Source organism: Streptomyces sp. NPDC056061, assembly GCF_042266885.1.
Classification (GTDB): Bacteria; Actinomycetota; Actinomycetes; order Streptomycetales; family Streptomycetaceae; genus Streptomyces.
In genome coordinates, this window is record NZ_JBHJWQ010000021.1 from 38,940 (window position 1) to 52,829 (window position 13,890).

Sequence of the window (13,890 nt, forward strand, 5' to 3'; positions counted from 1 at the left end):
CCCTAATCGCCGGTGCCGGGCTCGATCCAGTGTCGTGAGTCGGTCGTCGCGGCTGCTGCCGATGGGCACGGGGCGAGAACACGAGGAGCGTTGCATGCTGTTCGAGGTATGGGCACCGGAGGCGGAATCGGTCGACCTGCGGCTGGCGGGGGCACGGCGGTCGATGGCGCGCGATGCGGAACGGGCCGGCTGGTGGACGGCCGAGGCGGAGGCGTCGGACGGGGACCGCTACGGGTTCGTCCTGAACGGGTCCGGCGCGGGCGGGGGGCGGGTGCTGCCCGACCCGCGGTCGCGCAGGCAGCCGGACGGGCCGGACGGCGAGAGCGCCGTCGTCGACCACTCGGCGTACGCCTGGCGTGCCGCGTGGGCGGGGCGGGGGCTCCCGGGAGCGGTGCTGTACGAGCTGCACATCGGCACGTTCACCGAGGGGGGCACCTTCGACGCCGCGGCGGCCCGGCTCGGCCACCTCGCCCGACTGGGCGTCACCCATGTGTCGCTGATGCCGGTGTGCCCGTTCCCCGGCATCCACGGCTGGGGGTACGAGGGGGTGTCGCTGTGGGCGGTGCATGAACCCTACGGCGGCCCGGAGGGACTGAAGCGCTTCGTCGACACGGCGCACGGCCTGGGGCTGGCGGTGGTCCTGGACGTGGTGCACAACCACCTCGGACCGTCCGGCAACCACCTCCCGGCCTTCGGCCCGTACTTCACCGACACCCACCACACACCGTGGGGCGCGGCCGTCAACCTCGACGCACCAGGTTCGGACGAGGTGCGGGCGTATCTGCTGGGCAGCGCGCTCGCCTGGCTGCGGGACTACCGGCTCGACGGACTGCGGCTGGACGCGGTCCACGCGCTGGCCGACGCGCGGGCGCTCACCTTCCTGGAGGAACTGTCCGCGGCGACCGACGCGCTGGCCGCGGAGCTCGGCCGCCCGCTCTCGCTGATCGCCGAGTCCGATCGCTGCGACCCGAGGACGACGACACCGCGCGAGGCGGGCGGCATCGGACTGCACGCCCAGTGGAACGACGACTTCCACCACGCCCTGCACACCGCGCTGACCGGCGAGTCCCAGGGCTATTACGCGGACTTCGCCGCCGCTCCGCTGACCGCCGTCGCCAAGACGGTGACCAGCGCGTTCTTCCACGACGGCACGTACTCCGGCTTCCGCGGCCGGACGCATGGCCGCCCGGTCGACATCGTCCGCACTCCGGCCCACCGGTTCGTCGGCTACGCCCAGACCCATGACCAGATCGGCAACCGCGCGCAGGGCGACCGGCTCTCCGCCTCCCTCTCCCCCGGTCTGCTGGCCTGTGCCGCCGCCCTCGTGCTCACCGGCCCGTTCACCCCGATGCTGTTCATGGGCGAGGAGTGGGGCGCCGAAACTCCCTGGCAGTTCTTCACCGACCACACCGATCCCGTACTCGCCGAGGCGGTGCGCACCGGCCGACGGCGCGAGTTCGCGGCACACGGCTGGGCCGCGGATGACGTCCCCGACCCGCAGGACCCGGCCACCCGGAACCGCTCCTGCCTGGACTGGGACGAACCGGAACGGGAACCGCACGCCCGGCTGCTCGCCTGGCACCGCGAGCTGATCACCCTGCGCCGCGCCCTGCCCGACCTCTCCGACCCGGATCTGGCGTCGGTGCGGACCGCCTTCGACGAGCGGGCACGCTGGCTGGCGTACCGGAGGGGCGACCTGCGGATCGCCGTCAACCTGGCCGGGGAGCCGGCCACGATCCCGCTGGGCGGCGGTCGGCACCGGGGCGGCGCGGGCAGGGTGGTGGCCGCGTGGGAGCCGGTCGAGGCACCGGGGACCGACGGCTTGCTGCGGCTGCCGCCCCAGTCGTGCGTGGTGCTGGCCGACGACTGACGAACCGGTGGCCCGCCCCGGGTGCCGCCGCCGGCGCCGGGGGCGGCACCCGGGGCTGTCCCGGAATCCCTGACAAGACAGCCCTCAGGCGACGACCGCCAGTTCGCGTGCGGTGGTGTTGAGGCGGCGGCCACCGTCCTCGGTGACGGTGACGATGTCCTCGATCCGGACGCCGAACCGGCCGGGCAGGTAGATGCCGGGCTCCACGGAGAAGCACATGCCGGGGACCAGCGGCAGTTCCTCGCCCTCGATCATGTACGGCGGCTCGTGGGTGGTGACGCCGATGCCGTGGCCGGTGCGGTGGATGAAGCGCTCGCCGTAGCCGAACTCGGTGATGACGGCGCGGGCCGCCCGGTCGATCTCCTGGCAGGCGACGCCCGGCCGGACCGCGTCGCAGCCCGCCTGCTGTGCCTCGCGCACGATGTCGTGGACCCGTTGTTCCTCGGCGGTGGGTTCGCCGACGTGGACGGTGCGGGAGGTGTCGGAGCCGTAGCCGTGCTTGAGGCCGCCGAAGTCGAGCACCACCATGTCGCCCCGTTCGATGGTGCGGTCGCCCGCCTCGTGGTGCGGGTTGGCGCCGTTCGGGCCGGACCCGACGACGGTGAAGTCGACCTGGGAGTGTCCGAACCTCCGGAGCAGGTCGGCGAGTTCGGCGGCGATGTCGGTCTCCTTGCGGCCGGAGAAGCGCACCTTGAGGATCTCTTCGTAGGTGGCGTCGGCGGCGGCCCCGGCCGCCGCGATCCGCTCCAGTTCGTGGGCGTCCTTCACCGCGCGGAGCATCGGCAGGGCCTCGCTGAGGGAGACGTACGAGGTGTCGGGGAGCGCGCGGTGGAGTCCCAGCAGGTGCATGGCCCAGGCGTTGTCGCTGATCCCGAACCGGCCCCTGCCGTCGAGGAGCGGGGCGGTGACGGCGTACGGGTCCTTGCCGTCGGTCCAGTCCCGCAGGGTGAGGGCCGGTGCCCCGGCGGCCTCCTCGGCGTCCGGGGCCTCCAGCGTGGGGACGACGAGCACCGGGTCCCGGCCGGGCACGAGGGCGAGCAGGGTGAGGCGTTCGGTGTTCACCGGACGGTAGCCGGTGAGGTGGACGAGGTCGGGGCCGGGGGCGATCAGTACGCCCGCCAGTCCGGCCTCGGCGGCGGCCTCGGTGGCGCGCGCCATCCGGGCCCGGTAGTCGTCGGCGGTGAACGGTGCGGGCTGGTTCGGGCTGGACATGCGGACCTCCTGGCGACGCGACACGGCGTACAGCATCCTGCCCGGACGCACCGGCCGACGCGAGCGGGATGACGGGACGGGGCGCGGGCGGTGCGGTTCGGCCCGGTCCCGCACGGCAACGGCTCGGCGCCCGGATCGACGGGCGGCCGTTGGGGCAGCTCCCCGATGTCGTACGTGGAACTCGCGGACGCGCCGCGCGGCGACGACTGGACGGAACGGGCGGATGTCACGCGCGGCACCGTCGGGGTGCACGACGTCCCCGGTGGGCTGCTGGGCGCGGGGCGCCGGGTCTGGACGTACGAACCGCCGGGCTCGGCGGGCGGGCCGGTGCCGGCCAACCGACGACTGCGCGACGTCCTGGCCGCTCGGGGGTACGACGACGCGGTGTACCGCGAGTTCAACGGCGGTCACGACGGTCTGTGCCGGCGCACGGAACTCGCGGACGGGCTGATCGGGCTGCCGGCACCCGCCGACGCGCCATCGCGTCCATGACGCGTCAAACCCGCCCGTCGCACCTCTTCCGCGATCGGCGGGTTTCGGTCATGACGCGTTGGGACCTTCGCCGTCCGGCCGTCCCCGCGGCTGCGGTCAGGCGGTGATCTCGACCAGGGCGACACCGCTGTACGCCGGTACCCCGTCGCGGGTGACGACCGCGCGTACCGTCACCCATCCGGCGGCGCCGCTGTGGTCCGGCGCGAGCCATACGCTGCCGTCGGCATCGGTGGCCGGACGCGCGATCGGCCGTCCCTCGACCTCCCAGGCGACGTCCGCTCCGGTCAGGTCGACCGGCGTGCCGTCCCATGCGGCGAGGGTCAGTGCCGCCCGGACGGTGCCGTCGGCGGGAAGCTCGGCGGGGGTGGCGGTGAGGCTCAGGTCGGCGTGAACCGCGTCCGACCGGTATCCCTCCAGGTCCGCCGGGTACCAGGCGAGTTCGCGCACGAACCGGCCGCCGCTCCACCGGGCGAGGTGGCCGGGCCGGTGATGCGCGTCGTCGATCAGCGCGTACGTCGGGGTGCCGTTCTCGCTCGCGACGAAGCCGTGCGGAGCGACGGTCACCGTGCCCGCCCCGCCGGGCAGCGGCAGTGCGCGCGGTGTCAGGTCGTGGCTGGCGACGATCTCCACACCGCCCTCGAACACCGTCCGCGACACCTTCAGGTCCTCGGTGAGATACCGGAATCCGGTCATCGCCCGGCCGAAGTACCGTGCGGCCACTCGCTTCTGCACCAGCGACAGCCCCTTCAGCAGCTCGAAACCGCGCCCGGCCCTGAAGTCCGCCGTCATGTGCTGTGCCTGGTAGTGCAGGTTGAGGCCGAAGGCCAGCGCCCAGCTGAGGTTCTCGGTCGTGTCGACGCCGCGGTCCAGGTTGTGCGGGTAGAAGGCGATCTTGTCGTGCATGACGGCCGTGCCCAGCGGCCATTGCTGGACGACGACGCCGTTGCGGTTGGGGCCGTCGTACGTGTTCGCCCGGTCGCCCTGCATGGTGTTGAGGTAGAAACCGAGGCTCGACGTCAGGCTCTGGAAGATCCGGTCGCCGCCGACCCCCTCGGTGCCGATCGGCAGGACGGCCGCGGACTGCGCGGTCTGCTCCACGAGCTCCTCGCAGTACGCGTAGGGCGGCGCGCCGAAGTCGGCGGCGTGGTCGTACTCGCGGCGCGCGATCTCGTCCTGGAACATCATGTCGAGCCCGTAGCTGTCGCGGAAGGTGCGCAGCTGGTCGAGGATCAGCGCCCGGGGCGCCTTGCGCCAGCCGCCGATCAGATAGCCGAGGTTGCCGGTGTGCGTCTTGGTGACCAGCCTGCCGTGGCCGTCGCGGATGCCGATCCGCTCGACGCCGCCGAGTTTCGCGACCTCCCGGCTGTCGGGGTGCCACCACGTCGGATTGGTGTACGCGCTGGCGTAGTGCCCGCGGGCGTGGATGGTGTCGATGAGCTGCCGGAACCGTGCCGGTCCGCCGAGGTAGTCGAAGGTGAGGAAGTCCGGGTAGTGGTGGTCGTGCTGCCCGTCGGAGTAGTAGCTGGCGAGTTCCACGCTGTACGGGCCGCCGGGCACCGCGCGCAGGTAGTCGAAGGCCGCCTCCGGCTTTCCCGTCGCGGCGGTGCCGCCGGTCGGCTGCCACAGGTCCATCTTGAGGTGCACCGCCTCGGGCAGTCGGGTGCGCAGCCGCGGGCCGAGCTTGTCCGTCAGTCCGCGCCAGGCGTTCATCCCGTTGTCCGCCCGGTACGCGGCGAACAGGTCGAACGCGGTGCCGCCCGCGGCCAGCCGGGTCGCCGGGAGCCCTTCGGAACGGCCGGGGGCGATCCAGGCGTCGAGCCGGTGCATCAGCCCGGTCAGTGCCTCGCCGCGGGCACGGGTTCCCACGAAGCCGAACTGGGTCGGGCGGAAGGGCTTCGCACTCGCGGGCTGCACGGAGTACACGCCGAGCGCGGAGTCGTCCTCCTCGAACAGGATCAGATCGTGGGTCGCGGTCGGCATGCCGTAGTTGGCGTAGAAGCCGCCGGCCAGCAGCGACCGGGTGTGGGCCAGCCCGCCCCACTTCGGCGCGATGCCGAGCATGGTGCCGTCGGCGGGGATCGTCCGGTACGCCACCTCGGGGCAGGCGACCAGCTGAATCGGCCGGGACCAGAGGTTCCGGATCGCCGTCGGGCGCAGTTCTAGGTGGCCGGGGCGGAGCCGGACGGCCACCTCGGCGGCGAAGAACCCGGGCACGGTGAGCCGGACCGCGGCCTCGTCGGCGGCGACCCGGGAGACCTGGACCGCGGCCTCGTCACAGAACACGCCGGTGCCGTTGTCGTAGTACACGGCGAGCGGCAGCACGCCCGGTGACTGGACCCGGCCGCCGGATGCCCAGTCGAGCAGTCGGCCGCGCCCGTCGACGAGGACCCGGTCCGTGCCGTGGGTCAGTTCCAGCGCGTCGGCGCGGCTCCAGTCGGCCACCGGCCCGCCGTCGCCGACCACTTCCACCCGGTCCACGTCGAGCACGAGCGGATCGGCGGACTGCTTGTCGTCGGGGAAGAAGACCAGCACGAGTCGGCGCAGCGGGTGGGTGAGCCTGCCGTCGCCCACCCCGCTCCAGGACGTCCGGGCGAGCCGCTGCGGCTCGAAGGTGATCCTGGTCGGGCCGTCGAAGCCGGTGGGGTCGACCCGGGTGGCGAGCGTGCCCCACTCCTCCTTGTCCTGGTCGAAGACCTTCAGCCACAGGTTGCCCTTCTTCGGCACGACGCCGGTGACCCATACCGACACCCGGGCGAGGTGCGGCTCGTACGGGCTGGGGAACGCGATCGAGAACTCGCTGTACGCCCCGGTCATGGTGATCCGCGCCCGGCCGGCCGTGCCGGTGGGCTCCAGGGTCGTCTGGTACGTCGTGGTCGGCGGCAGGTCGTGCGGCACGCCGTCGACCACGAGACGCACGGTCGCGTCGGCGTCGGCGCGGGGGGACGGCTCGGCGGTGGCGGCCGAGGCCGGTACGGCACCGGCCGCCACGGACACGGCGGCGGATCCGGCGAGGAAGGTGCGGCGCTTCATGGGTACGCTCCGGCTCTGCTCGATGGGAGACAGCGTGTGCGCACCGTACGACCCCGGCCATAACGCGTCAATACCCTTGCAGATGACGGAACTTGACCATGAGGTTGACGCGTTAAAACACATGCCCCGATGCGGCGTGCCGCCATCCGGGGGCACGGGCCGGTGAACGTCCGGCGGCATCGACCGGGCATCCCCGATCAACCGGAAGCCCACGGATTTATTAGGATAGGCTTGCCTTATGTTCATGGCGCGTGAGGGAAGAACCGGGCGACCGGTTCCGTGCCACCGGACCGACGAAGCGTCATCCGCCCACGTGGCGGCCCGCATCGTCGCCCGGTCGGGATCCCCGCCGGTGTGTTCACCGGCGTGCTCGGCGGCCCGTTCCTTCTCCGGGTCCTCTTCCGGCCCGCACACTCCCGAGGAAAGGCATGACCGGCATGACCGACGCCACCGCGTCCGAGGCCCCGTCGGGCACGGGCCCCGCGGACCCCACGGGCCGCACTCTCTCCGGCATGGATCTGACGATCGAGGCGCTCACCGCCGGATACCCCGGCCACACCGCCGTGAACGGGGTCGACCTGTCCGTGCCCGCCGGGAAGGTCGTCGCGATCGTCGGCCCCAACGGCTGCGGCAAGTCCACCCTGCTGCGGTCGATCGCCCGGCTCCACCGTCCGGACGCGGGCACCGTCCGGGCGGGCGAGGCCGACGTCTGGCAATTGAGCCAGCGCGCCGCCGCCCACCGCATCGCCCTGCTGCCGCAGTCCCCCCAGGCACCCGAGGCGGTGACCGTCGCCGGCCTGGTGCGATACGGGCGCCACCCGCATCAGGGACTGTTCCGCCAGTGGTCCCGCGAGGACGAACAGGCCGTGCGCGAGGCCCTGTCGGCGACCGGCACCGCCGGACTTGCCGGCCGCCGCGTCGACCAGCTCTCCGGCGGCCAGCGCCAGCGCTGCTGGCTGGCGATGGTGCTCGCCCAGCAGACACCGATCGTGCTGCTCGACGAGCCGACCAGCGCACTCGACCTGGGCCACGCCGTCGAAGTCCTCGAACTGGTCAGGGAGGTGGCCGCGGCGGGCCGCACCGTCGTGATGGTGCTGCACGACCTGGCGGGCGCCGCCCGTTACGCCGACATCCTCGTCGCCATGAACGGCGGCCGGATCGTGGCCCGGGGTGCCGCCCGTGAGGTGGTGGACGCCGCCCTGGTCCGGGAGTTGTACGGCATCGAGGCGGACGTGCTGGCGGCGCCGGGGGACGGCGCCCCCGTCGTGGTACCCACCGCGCGCGAGGTCCGTGAGCAGCGGGCGTCGGGCGTCGGCCGCTGAGGGCTGTCCGGCGAAGCCGCACCGGACCGGGCGGGCGGGCGGTCACGGTGTCAGCGGGTGCCCCTGCCCTCCAGGTAGGCCAGCACCGCGAGCACCCTCCGGTGCACCGTGCCGTCGTCCGCCTCCAGGCCGAGCTTGAGGAAGATCGAGCCGATGTGCTTGCTCACGGCCCGTTCGGTCACCACGAGTTCGGCCGCGATGGTGCCGTTCGCCTTGCCCTGGGCCATCAGCTCCAGGACCTGGCGCTCGCGCGGGGTGAGGCTGCGCAGCGGCTCGGCCGACGACTTGCGGGTCAGCAGCTGCGTCACGACCTCGGGGTCGAGGGCCGTACCGCCGCCCGCGATCCGGTCGAGCGCCTGGAGGAACTGGTCGACGCGGCCGACCCGGTCCTTGAGCAGATAGCCGATGCCCTGCGCTCCCCCGGCGAGCAGCTCGGCGGCGTACGTCTCCTCGACGTACTGCGACAGGACCAGGATCGGCAGTTCGGGCATCTCGGCGCGGGCGGCGATCGCGGCGCGCAGCCCCTCGTCGCGGAAGGTGGGCGGGAGGCGCACGTCGAGCACTGCCGCGTCCGGGCGGTGCTCCAGCAGGGCCGGCAGCACCTCGGGGCCGGTCGCCGCGTCCGCCACCACCTCGTGGCCGGAGCTGGTGAGCAGCAGGATCAGCCCCTCCCGCAACAGCGCGTTGTCCTCGGCGATCACAATCCGCACGGCAGCTCCACTTCGATGTCCGTCGGCCCCCCGGTGGGGCTGCTGATGCGGGTGGTGCCGTCGAGGGCGGCGACGCGCCGTCTGATGCCGACCAGCCCGCTGCCGGCGCGTTCGTCCGCGCCGCCGTGGCCATCGTCCCCGATGGCCACCCGCAGGGTGCCGGGGGCCCGGTCGATCCGCACCGTCGCGGCCGTCGCGCCGCTGTGCTTGCCGATGTTGGTCAGGGCCTCGGCCACGACGAAGTAGGCGGCGGCCTCGATCGCGGCCGGAAGCCGTCGTCCGTCGTCCACCGCGTCCACGTCCGCGGCGACGGGCACGGCGGCGTCGGCGGCCAGGGCGCGGACCGCGCCCGCGAGTCCACGGTCGGTCAGGACCGGGGGGTGGATGCCGCGCACCACGTGCCGTAGCTCCGCCAGGGCCGCGTCCACGCCGTCCTGGGCCTCGTCCAGGCGCAGGCGCGCGGCGGCCGGGTCGCGGTCGAGGAGCTGCTTGGCCAGGCCGATGCGCATCGACAGGGCGACGATCCGGGCCTGGGCGCCGTCGTGCAGGTCGCGTTCGATGCGGCGCAGTTCGGCTCCGTGCGCCTCCACCGCCCCGGCCCGGCTCTCGGTCAGCTGGTCGATCCGGTCGGCGAGGGCGGCGGACGGGGAGGGGGTGAGCAGCGATGTGTTCCAGCTCGCCGACAGGTCGGCGAGGACACCGATCCAGCGCAGCGCCCATCCCCGCCGCTCGGGCGGCGGCGTGCCGTACTCGTCGGCCCTCCTGCGGTCCAGCAGGTGCTGGAGGGACAGCGCCACCCCGTCGACGAGAAGCCCGGTGGGCCACAGCACCATGGCGAGGTAGGCGAGGGCGTTGCCCGCGAGCGCGTGGACCGGCATCCAGCGCACCCCGTGCCAGACCGTCGGGTCGGTGAGGACCCGCCTGACCCGTTCGGAGAGTTCGCCGCCGTCCGTCGCGGGCCAGGGCGCGGGCACGTGGGGGACGCCCAGCCGCTCGGCCGCCCTGCGGCGTTCGAACTCGACGAGCCGGCGCAGCGGCTTCACCGCCTCGGGGAGCGCGGGCAGCCCGATGATCACGGCCGCGAACAGCAGGACCGCCACCACGAGGAACGTGCTCACGTAGCAGACCAGCGCCGTCAGCACACCGACGAACAGGTGGCGCGAGGCGTGCCCCGCCCGCCGGATCGCGGCCGTCAGCGGGTGGTCTTCGGTGCTCATGACGCACCACGGTACGGGGCGGCGTCCGCGCCCGGAGTGGTGGTCTCCCCCGGCCCGGGGTGTAGTGGGCTGAACCCCCGTCCGGGTATGCGCCCCCTCGCCCGCCCGTCCCCGCCTTCTTAGCGTTTACGCAGGTCAACAGGGAAAAGCGAGAGGCAGGGTGGATCGACGGTGGACACGGTGGCAGGGGTGCGGGCGGCCGCGCTGAGTCTGGAGTCGGTGAGCCGGCGTCATGGGCGGCGCGGCGGCCGGGAGACGCTCGCGCTCGACGGGGTGAGCTGCACGGTCCCGGCCGGGAGTTTCACCGCGGTGGTGGGTCCGTCGGGGTCGGGGAAGAGCACGTTCCTCCAGTGCGCGGCGGGCCTGGACCGTCCGACGGAGGGGACGGTGCGGGTCGGGGGAACCGATCTCGGCAGGCTGTCCGAGGCGGCGCTGACCCGGCTGCGCCGGGACCGGATCGGCTTCGTCTTCCAGTCGCACGCCCTGAATCTGGTGGCGTCGCTGAACATCGAGGAGAACGTGGTGCTGCCGCTGGTGCTGGCGGGCGCGGACCCGGCGGACGAACGGGTGCTGGCGCGCGGCCGGGACCTGCTGACCCGGGTCGGTCTGGCGGGCCGCGGCGGTCGGGCCCCGGCGACGCTGTCCGGCGGTCAGCAGCAGCGGGTCGCGGTGGCACGGGCCCTGGTGACCGACCCCGATGTGATCTTCGCGGACGAGCCGACGGCGTCCCTGGACCCGGAGTCGGCGGCGCTGGTCCTGGGCCTGCTGCGGGACGCGGTCCGGATCGACGGCCGCACGGTCGTCATGGTCACCCACGACCCGGCGGCGGCGAGCTGGGCGGACACCGTACTGACGATGGACGGCGGCCGGCTGCGATGAGCACGTACACCGGTGCGGAGACGGACACGGAGACGGACACGGGGACGGGCGACACGTCCCGCGGGCCCGGCACGGACGTACGTCCCGGGGTGCGGCGGGCGTCGGCCTTCCTCGCCCGGCGTTCGCTGCGGGCCCATCGGCGGGCCTGGGCCGCGGTGTTCGCGGCGACGGCGGCCGCGGTCGCGCTGATCGGCTCGTTCGCCCTCGTCCTCGGTGCGTTGCTGTCGGCCGTGCCCCCGGTGGCGCGGTACGCCGGGGCGGACGCGGTGGTGGTGGGCGACCAGCGGGTCACGTACACGGCGAAGCCGTGGGGCAGCGAGCCGCAGACCGCCGAGACCCATCTGCCGGAACGCGTCCGGCTCGACCGCTCGGCGGTGGCGCGCGCGGCCGGTGCCAAGGGGGTCGCGAAGGCCGTCGCGGACGACTCGGTCCCGGTGGTCGTGGGCGACGTCGGCGGCGACGGAACCGGGCGCGGCGCGGCCGGGGCCGTCGGCCGGTCCTGGCAGGCCGCGGTGCTCACCCCGTACCGGCTGACCGGCGGTCACGCGCCGAGCGCCCCGGACGAGGTGGTCGTCGACGACGCCCTCGCCGCCGCGGCCGCCCTCCGCCCCGGCAGCCGGGTCACCGTACGGGCCGACGGGGCGCCCCGGCCCTACACCGTCAGCGGTGTCGCCGCGCCCGCGCACCGGGGCGACGGCCCCGCGGTGTTCTTCACCGAACGGCGGCTGACGGATCTGGCCGGACACCCCGGCACCGTCGATGCCATCGGCGTCGTCGCCGAACGGGGTGTGACGACCGGTGCCCTGCGGGCCTCGCTGGAGGCCGCGTTGCCCGACCTGGCCCGCGGCGACCGCGCGATCGAGGTCCTGACCGGTGCGGAGCGCGGGCGGGCCGAACACGTCGACGCGCTCGGCACCCGGGGCGAGCTGCTTCCGCTGCTCGCCTCCGTCGCCGGAACGGTCCTGATGGTGGCGCTGCTGGTGATCGCCACCACGATCTCCCAGGCGGTCCACCAGCGGTCCGGCGAACTGGCGCTGCTGCGGGCGGTCGGGGCGACACCGCGTCAGCTCAGGTCGGCCGTCGGGCGCGAGGTGAGCCGGGTGGCCGGTGCGGCGGCGGTGCTCGGCGTGATCGGGTCCGTTCCGCTGGGGCTGTACCTGCGGTCGCTGCTGGCCACGGAGGCACTGCCGCTGCCCGTGCCGCTGTGGCTGCCGCCGGTGGCGGGCGCCGTGGCCGCGGTGCTCGTCGTGCTCCCGGCCCGCCCGGTGTCGCTGCTCGCGGCCCGGTCCGTCACCGGGCTGCGGCCCGCGGTGGCCCTGGGCACCGCCGGTGCGCCCGAGCCGAGCGAACCGGGCCGGGTGCGCACGGTCGCCGGGGTGGTGCTGGCCGTCGCGGGGATCGGCTCGGCCGGTGCGGCGACCGCGCAGGGCGGGCAGGCCGCCGCGGTGGCCGCCTCGGGTGCGGCGACCTCGCTGATCATCGCGGTGGCGCTGCTCGGGCCGCGGATCGCCCAGGTGGCGCTGCGGGTGCTGGGCGCGCCGCTGCGGGGGCTGGGCGGGGTCTCCGGCTTCCTGGCCGCCCGGTCCGCCGCCGCGCACCACCGGCGGCTGGGGGCGGCGATCACCCCGATCGTGCTGCTCGTCGCGTTCGTCTGCGTGCAGCTGTCGGCGGCCTCGACGCTGGAGCGGGCCGCGGGCCGGCAGGCCGCCGCCGCGCTGCGGGCCGACCTCGTGGTGACCGGCCCGGGGGCGGGGCTGCCGCCCGGTGCCGCCCGTGCGGTGCGGGAGGTTCCCGGGGTGGTGGCGGCGACGGGGGTGCTGCGCTCCGCCGTCGTGCTGGCCCACCGCGAGCTGGGCGAGCCGCGCCTGGAACGGTTTCCCGTGCTGGGGGTGACGGCGGATCGGCTGACCGGCACGCTCGATCCGCGTGTCACGGCCGGTGACCTCGCCGACCTCACCGGTCGGGGCACCGTCGCGGTCGGCGAGGACCGGGCGGCCGGCCTGGACGTGGGTGTCGGCGACACGGTGGAGCTCCGCCTCGGTGACGGCACGCGGGTCGCGCCCCGTGTGGTCGCGGTCTACGAACGGTCCCTGGGGCTCGGTGAGTTCATGCTGCCGCGCGAGGCGCTGACCGCGCACACCACGGCGTCCGGCGACCGGAGCGTCCTGGTGCGCACGGACGGCTCGCCCGCATCGGCCGACGCGGTACGGCACGCGCTCGCCCCGTACACGGGTGCACGGGTCCGTGCCGCGACGCCGGACGACGTACGGATCGCCCCGTCGGCATCGGGGCAGGGCGACGCCCTGGTGATCATCGGGGTCGGGGTGATCGGCGGCTTCGCCCTGCTGGCGGTGGTCGGCACGCTGTCCCTGATCTCGGTGGGCCGCGCCCCGGAGTTCCGTCTGCTGCGCCTGGTCGGCGCGGGCCGCCGTCAGGTGCGGCGGATGCTGGTCCTGGAGACGGCGCTGGTGGCGGTGGCCGGCCTGGTGATCGGCACACTGGTCGCGGCGGTGCCGCTGATGGCGTTCGCGCTGTCGACGACCGGTTCGGTGCCGTATCTGTCCCCGGCACGGTACGCGGTGCTGGCGCTGGCCGTCGTGGTGGCGGCCGGACTCGGCACGATCCGGCCGGGCGCGTCGGGGGGACGCGGCGTCGGGGGCCGGTCGGGCTGACTCCGTCCGGCGGTCCGCCGGGCCGACGGACGGCTGCCCGGTCCCGAACGTGCGCCGTTCGGGACCGGGCAGCCGGTCACTCGTTGCCCCGAACCGGTCAGACGACGCTGCCGGTCCAGTGCCTGACCGGTGCCGCGATGCCGGTGGCGGTGCCGTTGAGGGAGAACAGCGTGTCGATCGGGCGGCCGTCGGGGGTGTACCCGCTTCGGTAGAGGATGCCGACGTCGCTCCTGCCGTCCCCGCTGTAGTCCCCGGAGGTCAGTCCGCTGGCGTTCCATCTGAACGAGCCGGTGCTGGTCCAGTCCTCGCGAGGAGCCGCCAGGTCGGTGCCCTTGCTGGTGAAGGTGAACAGCGAGGTGGCGAACTTGCCATCGGCCGCCACGCCCCGGTCGTAGAGGACGGCGATGTCGTCCTTGCCGTCGCCGTTGTAGTCCCCGGACGTCACCTTCGAGGCGTCCCAGTTGAAGGAACCGGAACTGGTCCACG

General features: G+C 74.2%; 10 protein-coding genes. 5 read left to right on the top strand and 5 right to left on the bottom strand.

Features of this window, described 5'->3' with window-relative positions:
• Window positions 1–94 precede the first annotated feature (94 nt).
• The gene (gene treZ, locus ACFC79_RS26265) at window positions 95–1,870 is read left to right on the top strand and encodes a malto-oligosyltrehalose trehalohydrolase (protein ID WP_376244491.1); all 1,776 of its coding nucleotides are present in this window, start codon (window positions 95–97) and stop codon (window positions 1,868–1,870) included.
• An 84-nt stretch (window positions 1,871–1,954) separates the two neighbouring features.
• Here the strand turns inward: treZ and ACFC79_RS26270 are convergent, their stop codons facing one another.
• Window positions 1,955–3,082 (bottom strand): aminopeptidase P family protein, encoded by a 1,128-nt coding sequence (locus tag ACFC79_RS26270; RefSeq protein WP_376244494.1) that lies wholly within the window; start codon window positions 3,080–3,082, stop codon window positions 1,955–1,957.
• 90 nt (window positions 3,083–3,172) lie between these two features.
• On the opposite strand from ACFC79_RS26270, the gene ACFC79_RS26275 reads away from it, so the two are divergent.
• Entirely contained in the window at window positions 3,173–3,574 is a 402-nt protein-coding gene (locus ACFC79_RS26275; RefSeq protein WP_376244497.1) for a hypothetical protein, read from the top strand.
• A 96-nt stretch (window positions 3,575–3,670) separates the two neighbouring features.
• On the opposite strand, the gene ACFC79_RS26280 is transcribed toward ACFC79_RS26275, so the two are convergent.
• The gene (locus tag ACFC79_RS26280) at window positions 3,671–6,604 is read right to left on the bottom strand and encodes a hypothetical protein (RefSeq protein ID WP_376244500.1); all 2,934 of its coding nucleotides are present in this window, start codon (window positions 6,602–6,604) and stop codon (window positions 3,671–3,673) included.
• Window positions 6,605–7,116: 512 nt separating this feature from the next.
• On the opposite strand from ACFC79_RS26280, the gene ACFC79_RS26285 reads away from it, so the two are divergent.
• Window positions 7,117–7,926 (top strand): ABC transporter ATP-binding protein, encoded by an 810-nt coding sequence (locus tag ACFC79_RS26285; protein WP_376244720.1) that lies wholly within the window; start codon window positions 7,117–7,119, stop codon window positions 7,924–7,926.
• Between the two features lie 50 nt (window positions 7,927–7,976).
• Here ACFC79_RS26285 and ACFC79_RS26290 read toward each other — a convergent pair whose 3' ends face one another.
• On the bottom strand, window positions 7,977–8,636 hold the full coding sequence (locus tag ACFC79_RS26290) for a LuxR C-terminal-related transcriptional regulator (protein WP_376244503.1): 660 nt from the start codon (window positions 8,634–8,636) through the stop codon (window positions 7,977–7,979).
• Window positions 8,624–9,853, bottom strand: a complete 1,230-nt coding sequence (locus ACFC79_RS26295; protein ID WP_376244505.1) for a sensor histidine kinase — start codon at window positions 9,851–9,853, stop codon at window positions 8,624–8,626. Before ACFC79_RS26295 ends, ACFC79_RS26290 begins: the two co-directional genes overlap by 13 nt.
• Before the next feature lie 171 nt (window positions 9,854–10,024).
• Here ACFC79_RS26295 and ACFC79_RS26300 point away from each other — a divergent pair, with 171 nt between their 5' ends.
• Window positions 10,025–10,732 carry an ABC transporter ATP-binding protein gene (locus ACFC79_RS26300; protein WP_376244507.1) on the top strand — a complete coding sequence of 236 codons (708 nt, stop codon included), beginning with the start codon at window positions 10,025–10,027 and terminating at the stop codon, window positions 10,730–10,732.
• The gene (locus ACFC79_RS26305; RefSeq protein ID WP_376244510.1) at window positions 10,729–13,404 is read left to right on the top strand and encodes an FtsX-like permease family protein; all 2,676 of its coding nucleotides are present in this window, start codon (window positions 10,729–10,731) and stop codon (window positions 13,402–13,404) included. The genes ACFC79_RS26300 and ACFC79_RS26305 overlap by 4 nt, the downstream gene beginning before the upstream one ends.
• Window positions 13,405–13,501: 97 nt before the next feature.
• On the opposite strand, the gene ACFC79_RS26310 is transcribed toward ACFC79_RS26305, so the two are convergent.
• A partial coding sequence (locus ACFC79_RS26310) for an FG-GAP repeat domain-containing protein (protein WP_376244513.1) occupies window positions 13,502–13,890 on the bottom strand: 389 nt, incomplete at its 5' end.

What these genes read in the sequence shown, in the direction of transcription:
- treZ (WP_376244491.1), top strand. Translation starts at nt 95, where the DNA reads ATGCTGTTCGAGGTATGGGCACCGGAGGCGGAATCGGTCGACCTGCGG.
- ACFC79_RS26270 (WP_376244494.1), bottom strand. Translation starts at nt 3,082, where the DNA reads ATGTCCAGCCCGAACCAGCCCGCACCGTTCACCGCCGACGACTACCGG.
- ACFC79_RS26280 (WP_376244500.1), bottom strand. Translation starts at nt 6,604, where the DNA reads ATGAAGCGCCGCACCTTCCTCGCCGGATCCGCCGCCGTGTCCGTGGCG.
- ACFC79_RS26285 (WP_376244720.1), top strand. Translation starts at nt 7,117, where the DNA reads ATGGATCTGACGATCGAGGCGCTCACCGCCGGATACCCCGGCCACACC.
- ACFC79_RS26295 (WP_376244505.1), bottom strand. Translation starts at nt 9,853, where the DNA reads ATGAGCACCGAAGACCACCCGCTGACGGCCGCGATCCGGCGGGCGGGG.
- ACFC79_RS26305 (WP_376244510.1), top strand. Translation starts at nt 10,729, where the DNA reads ATGAGCACGTACACCGGTGCGGAGACGGACACGGAGACGGACACGGGG.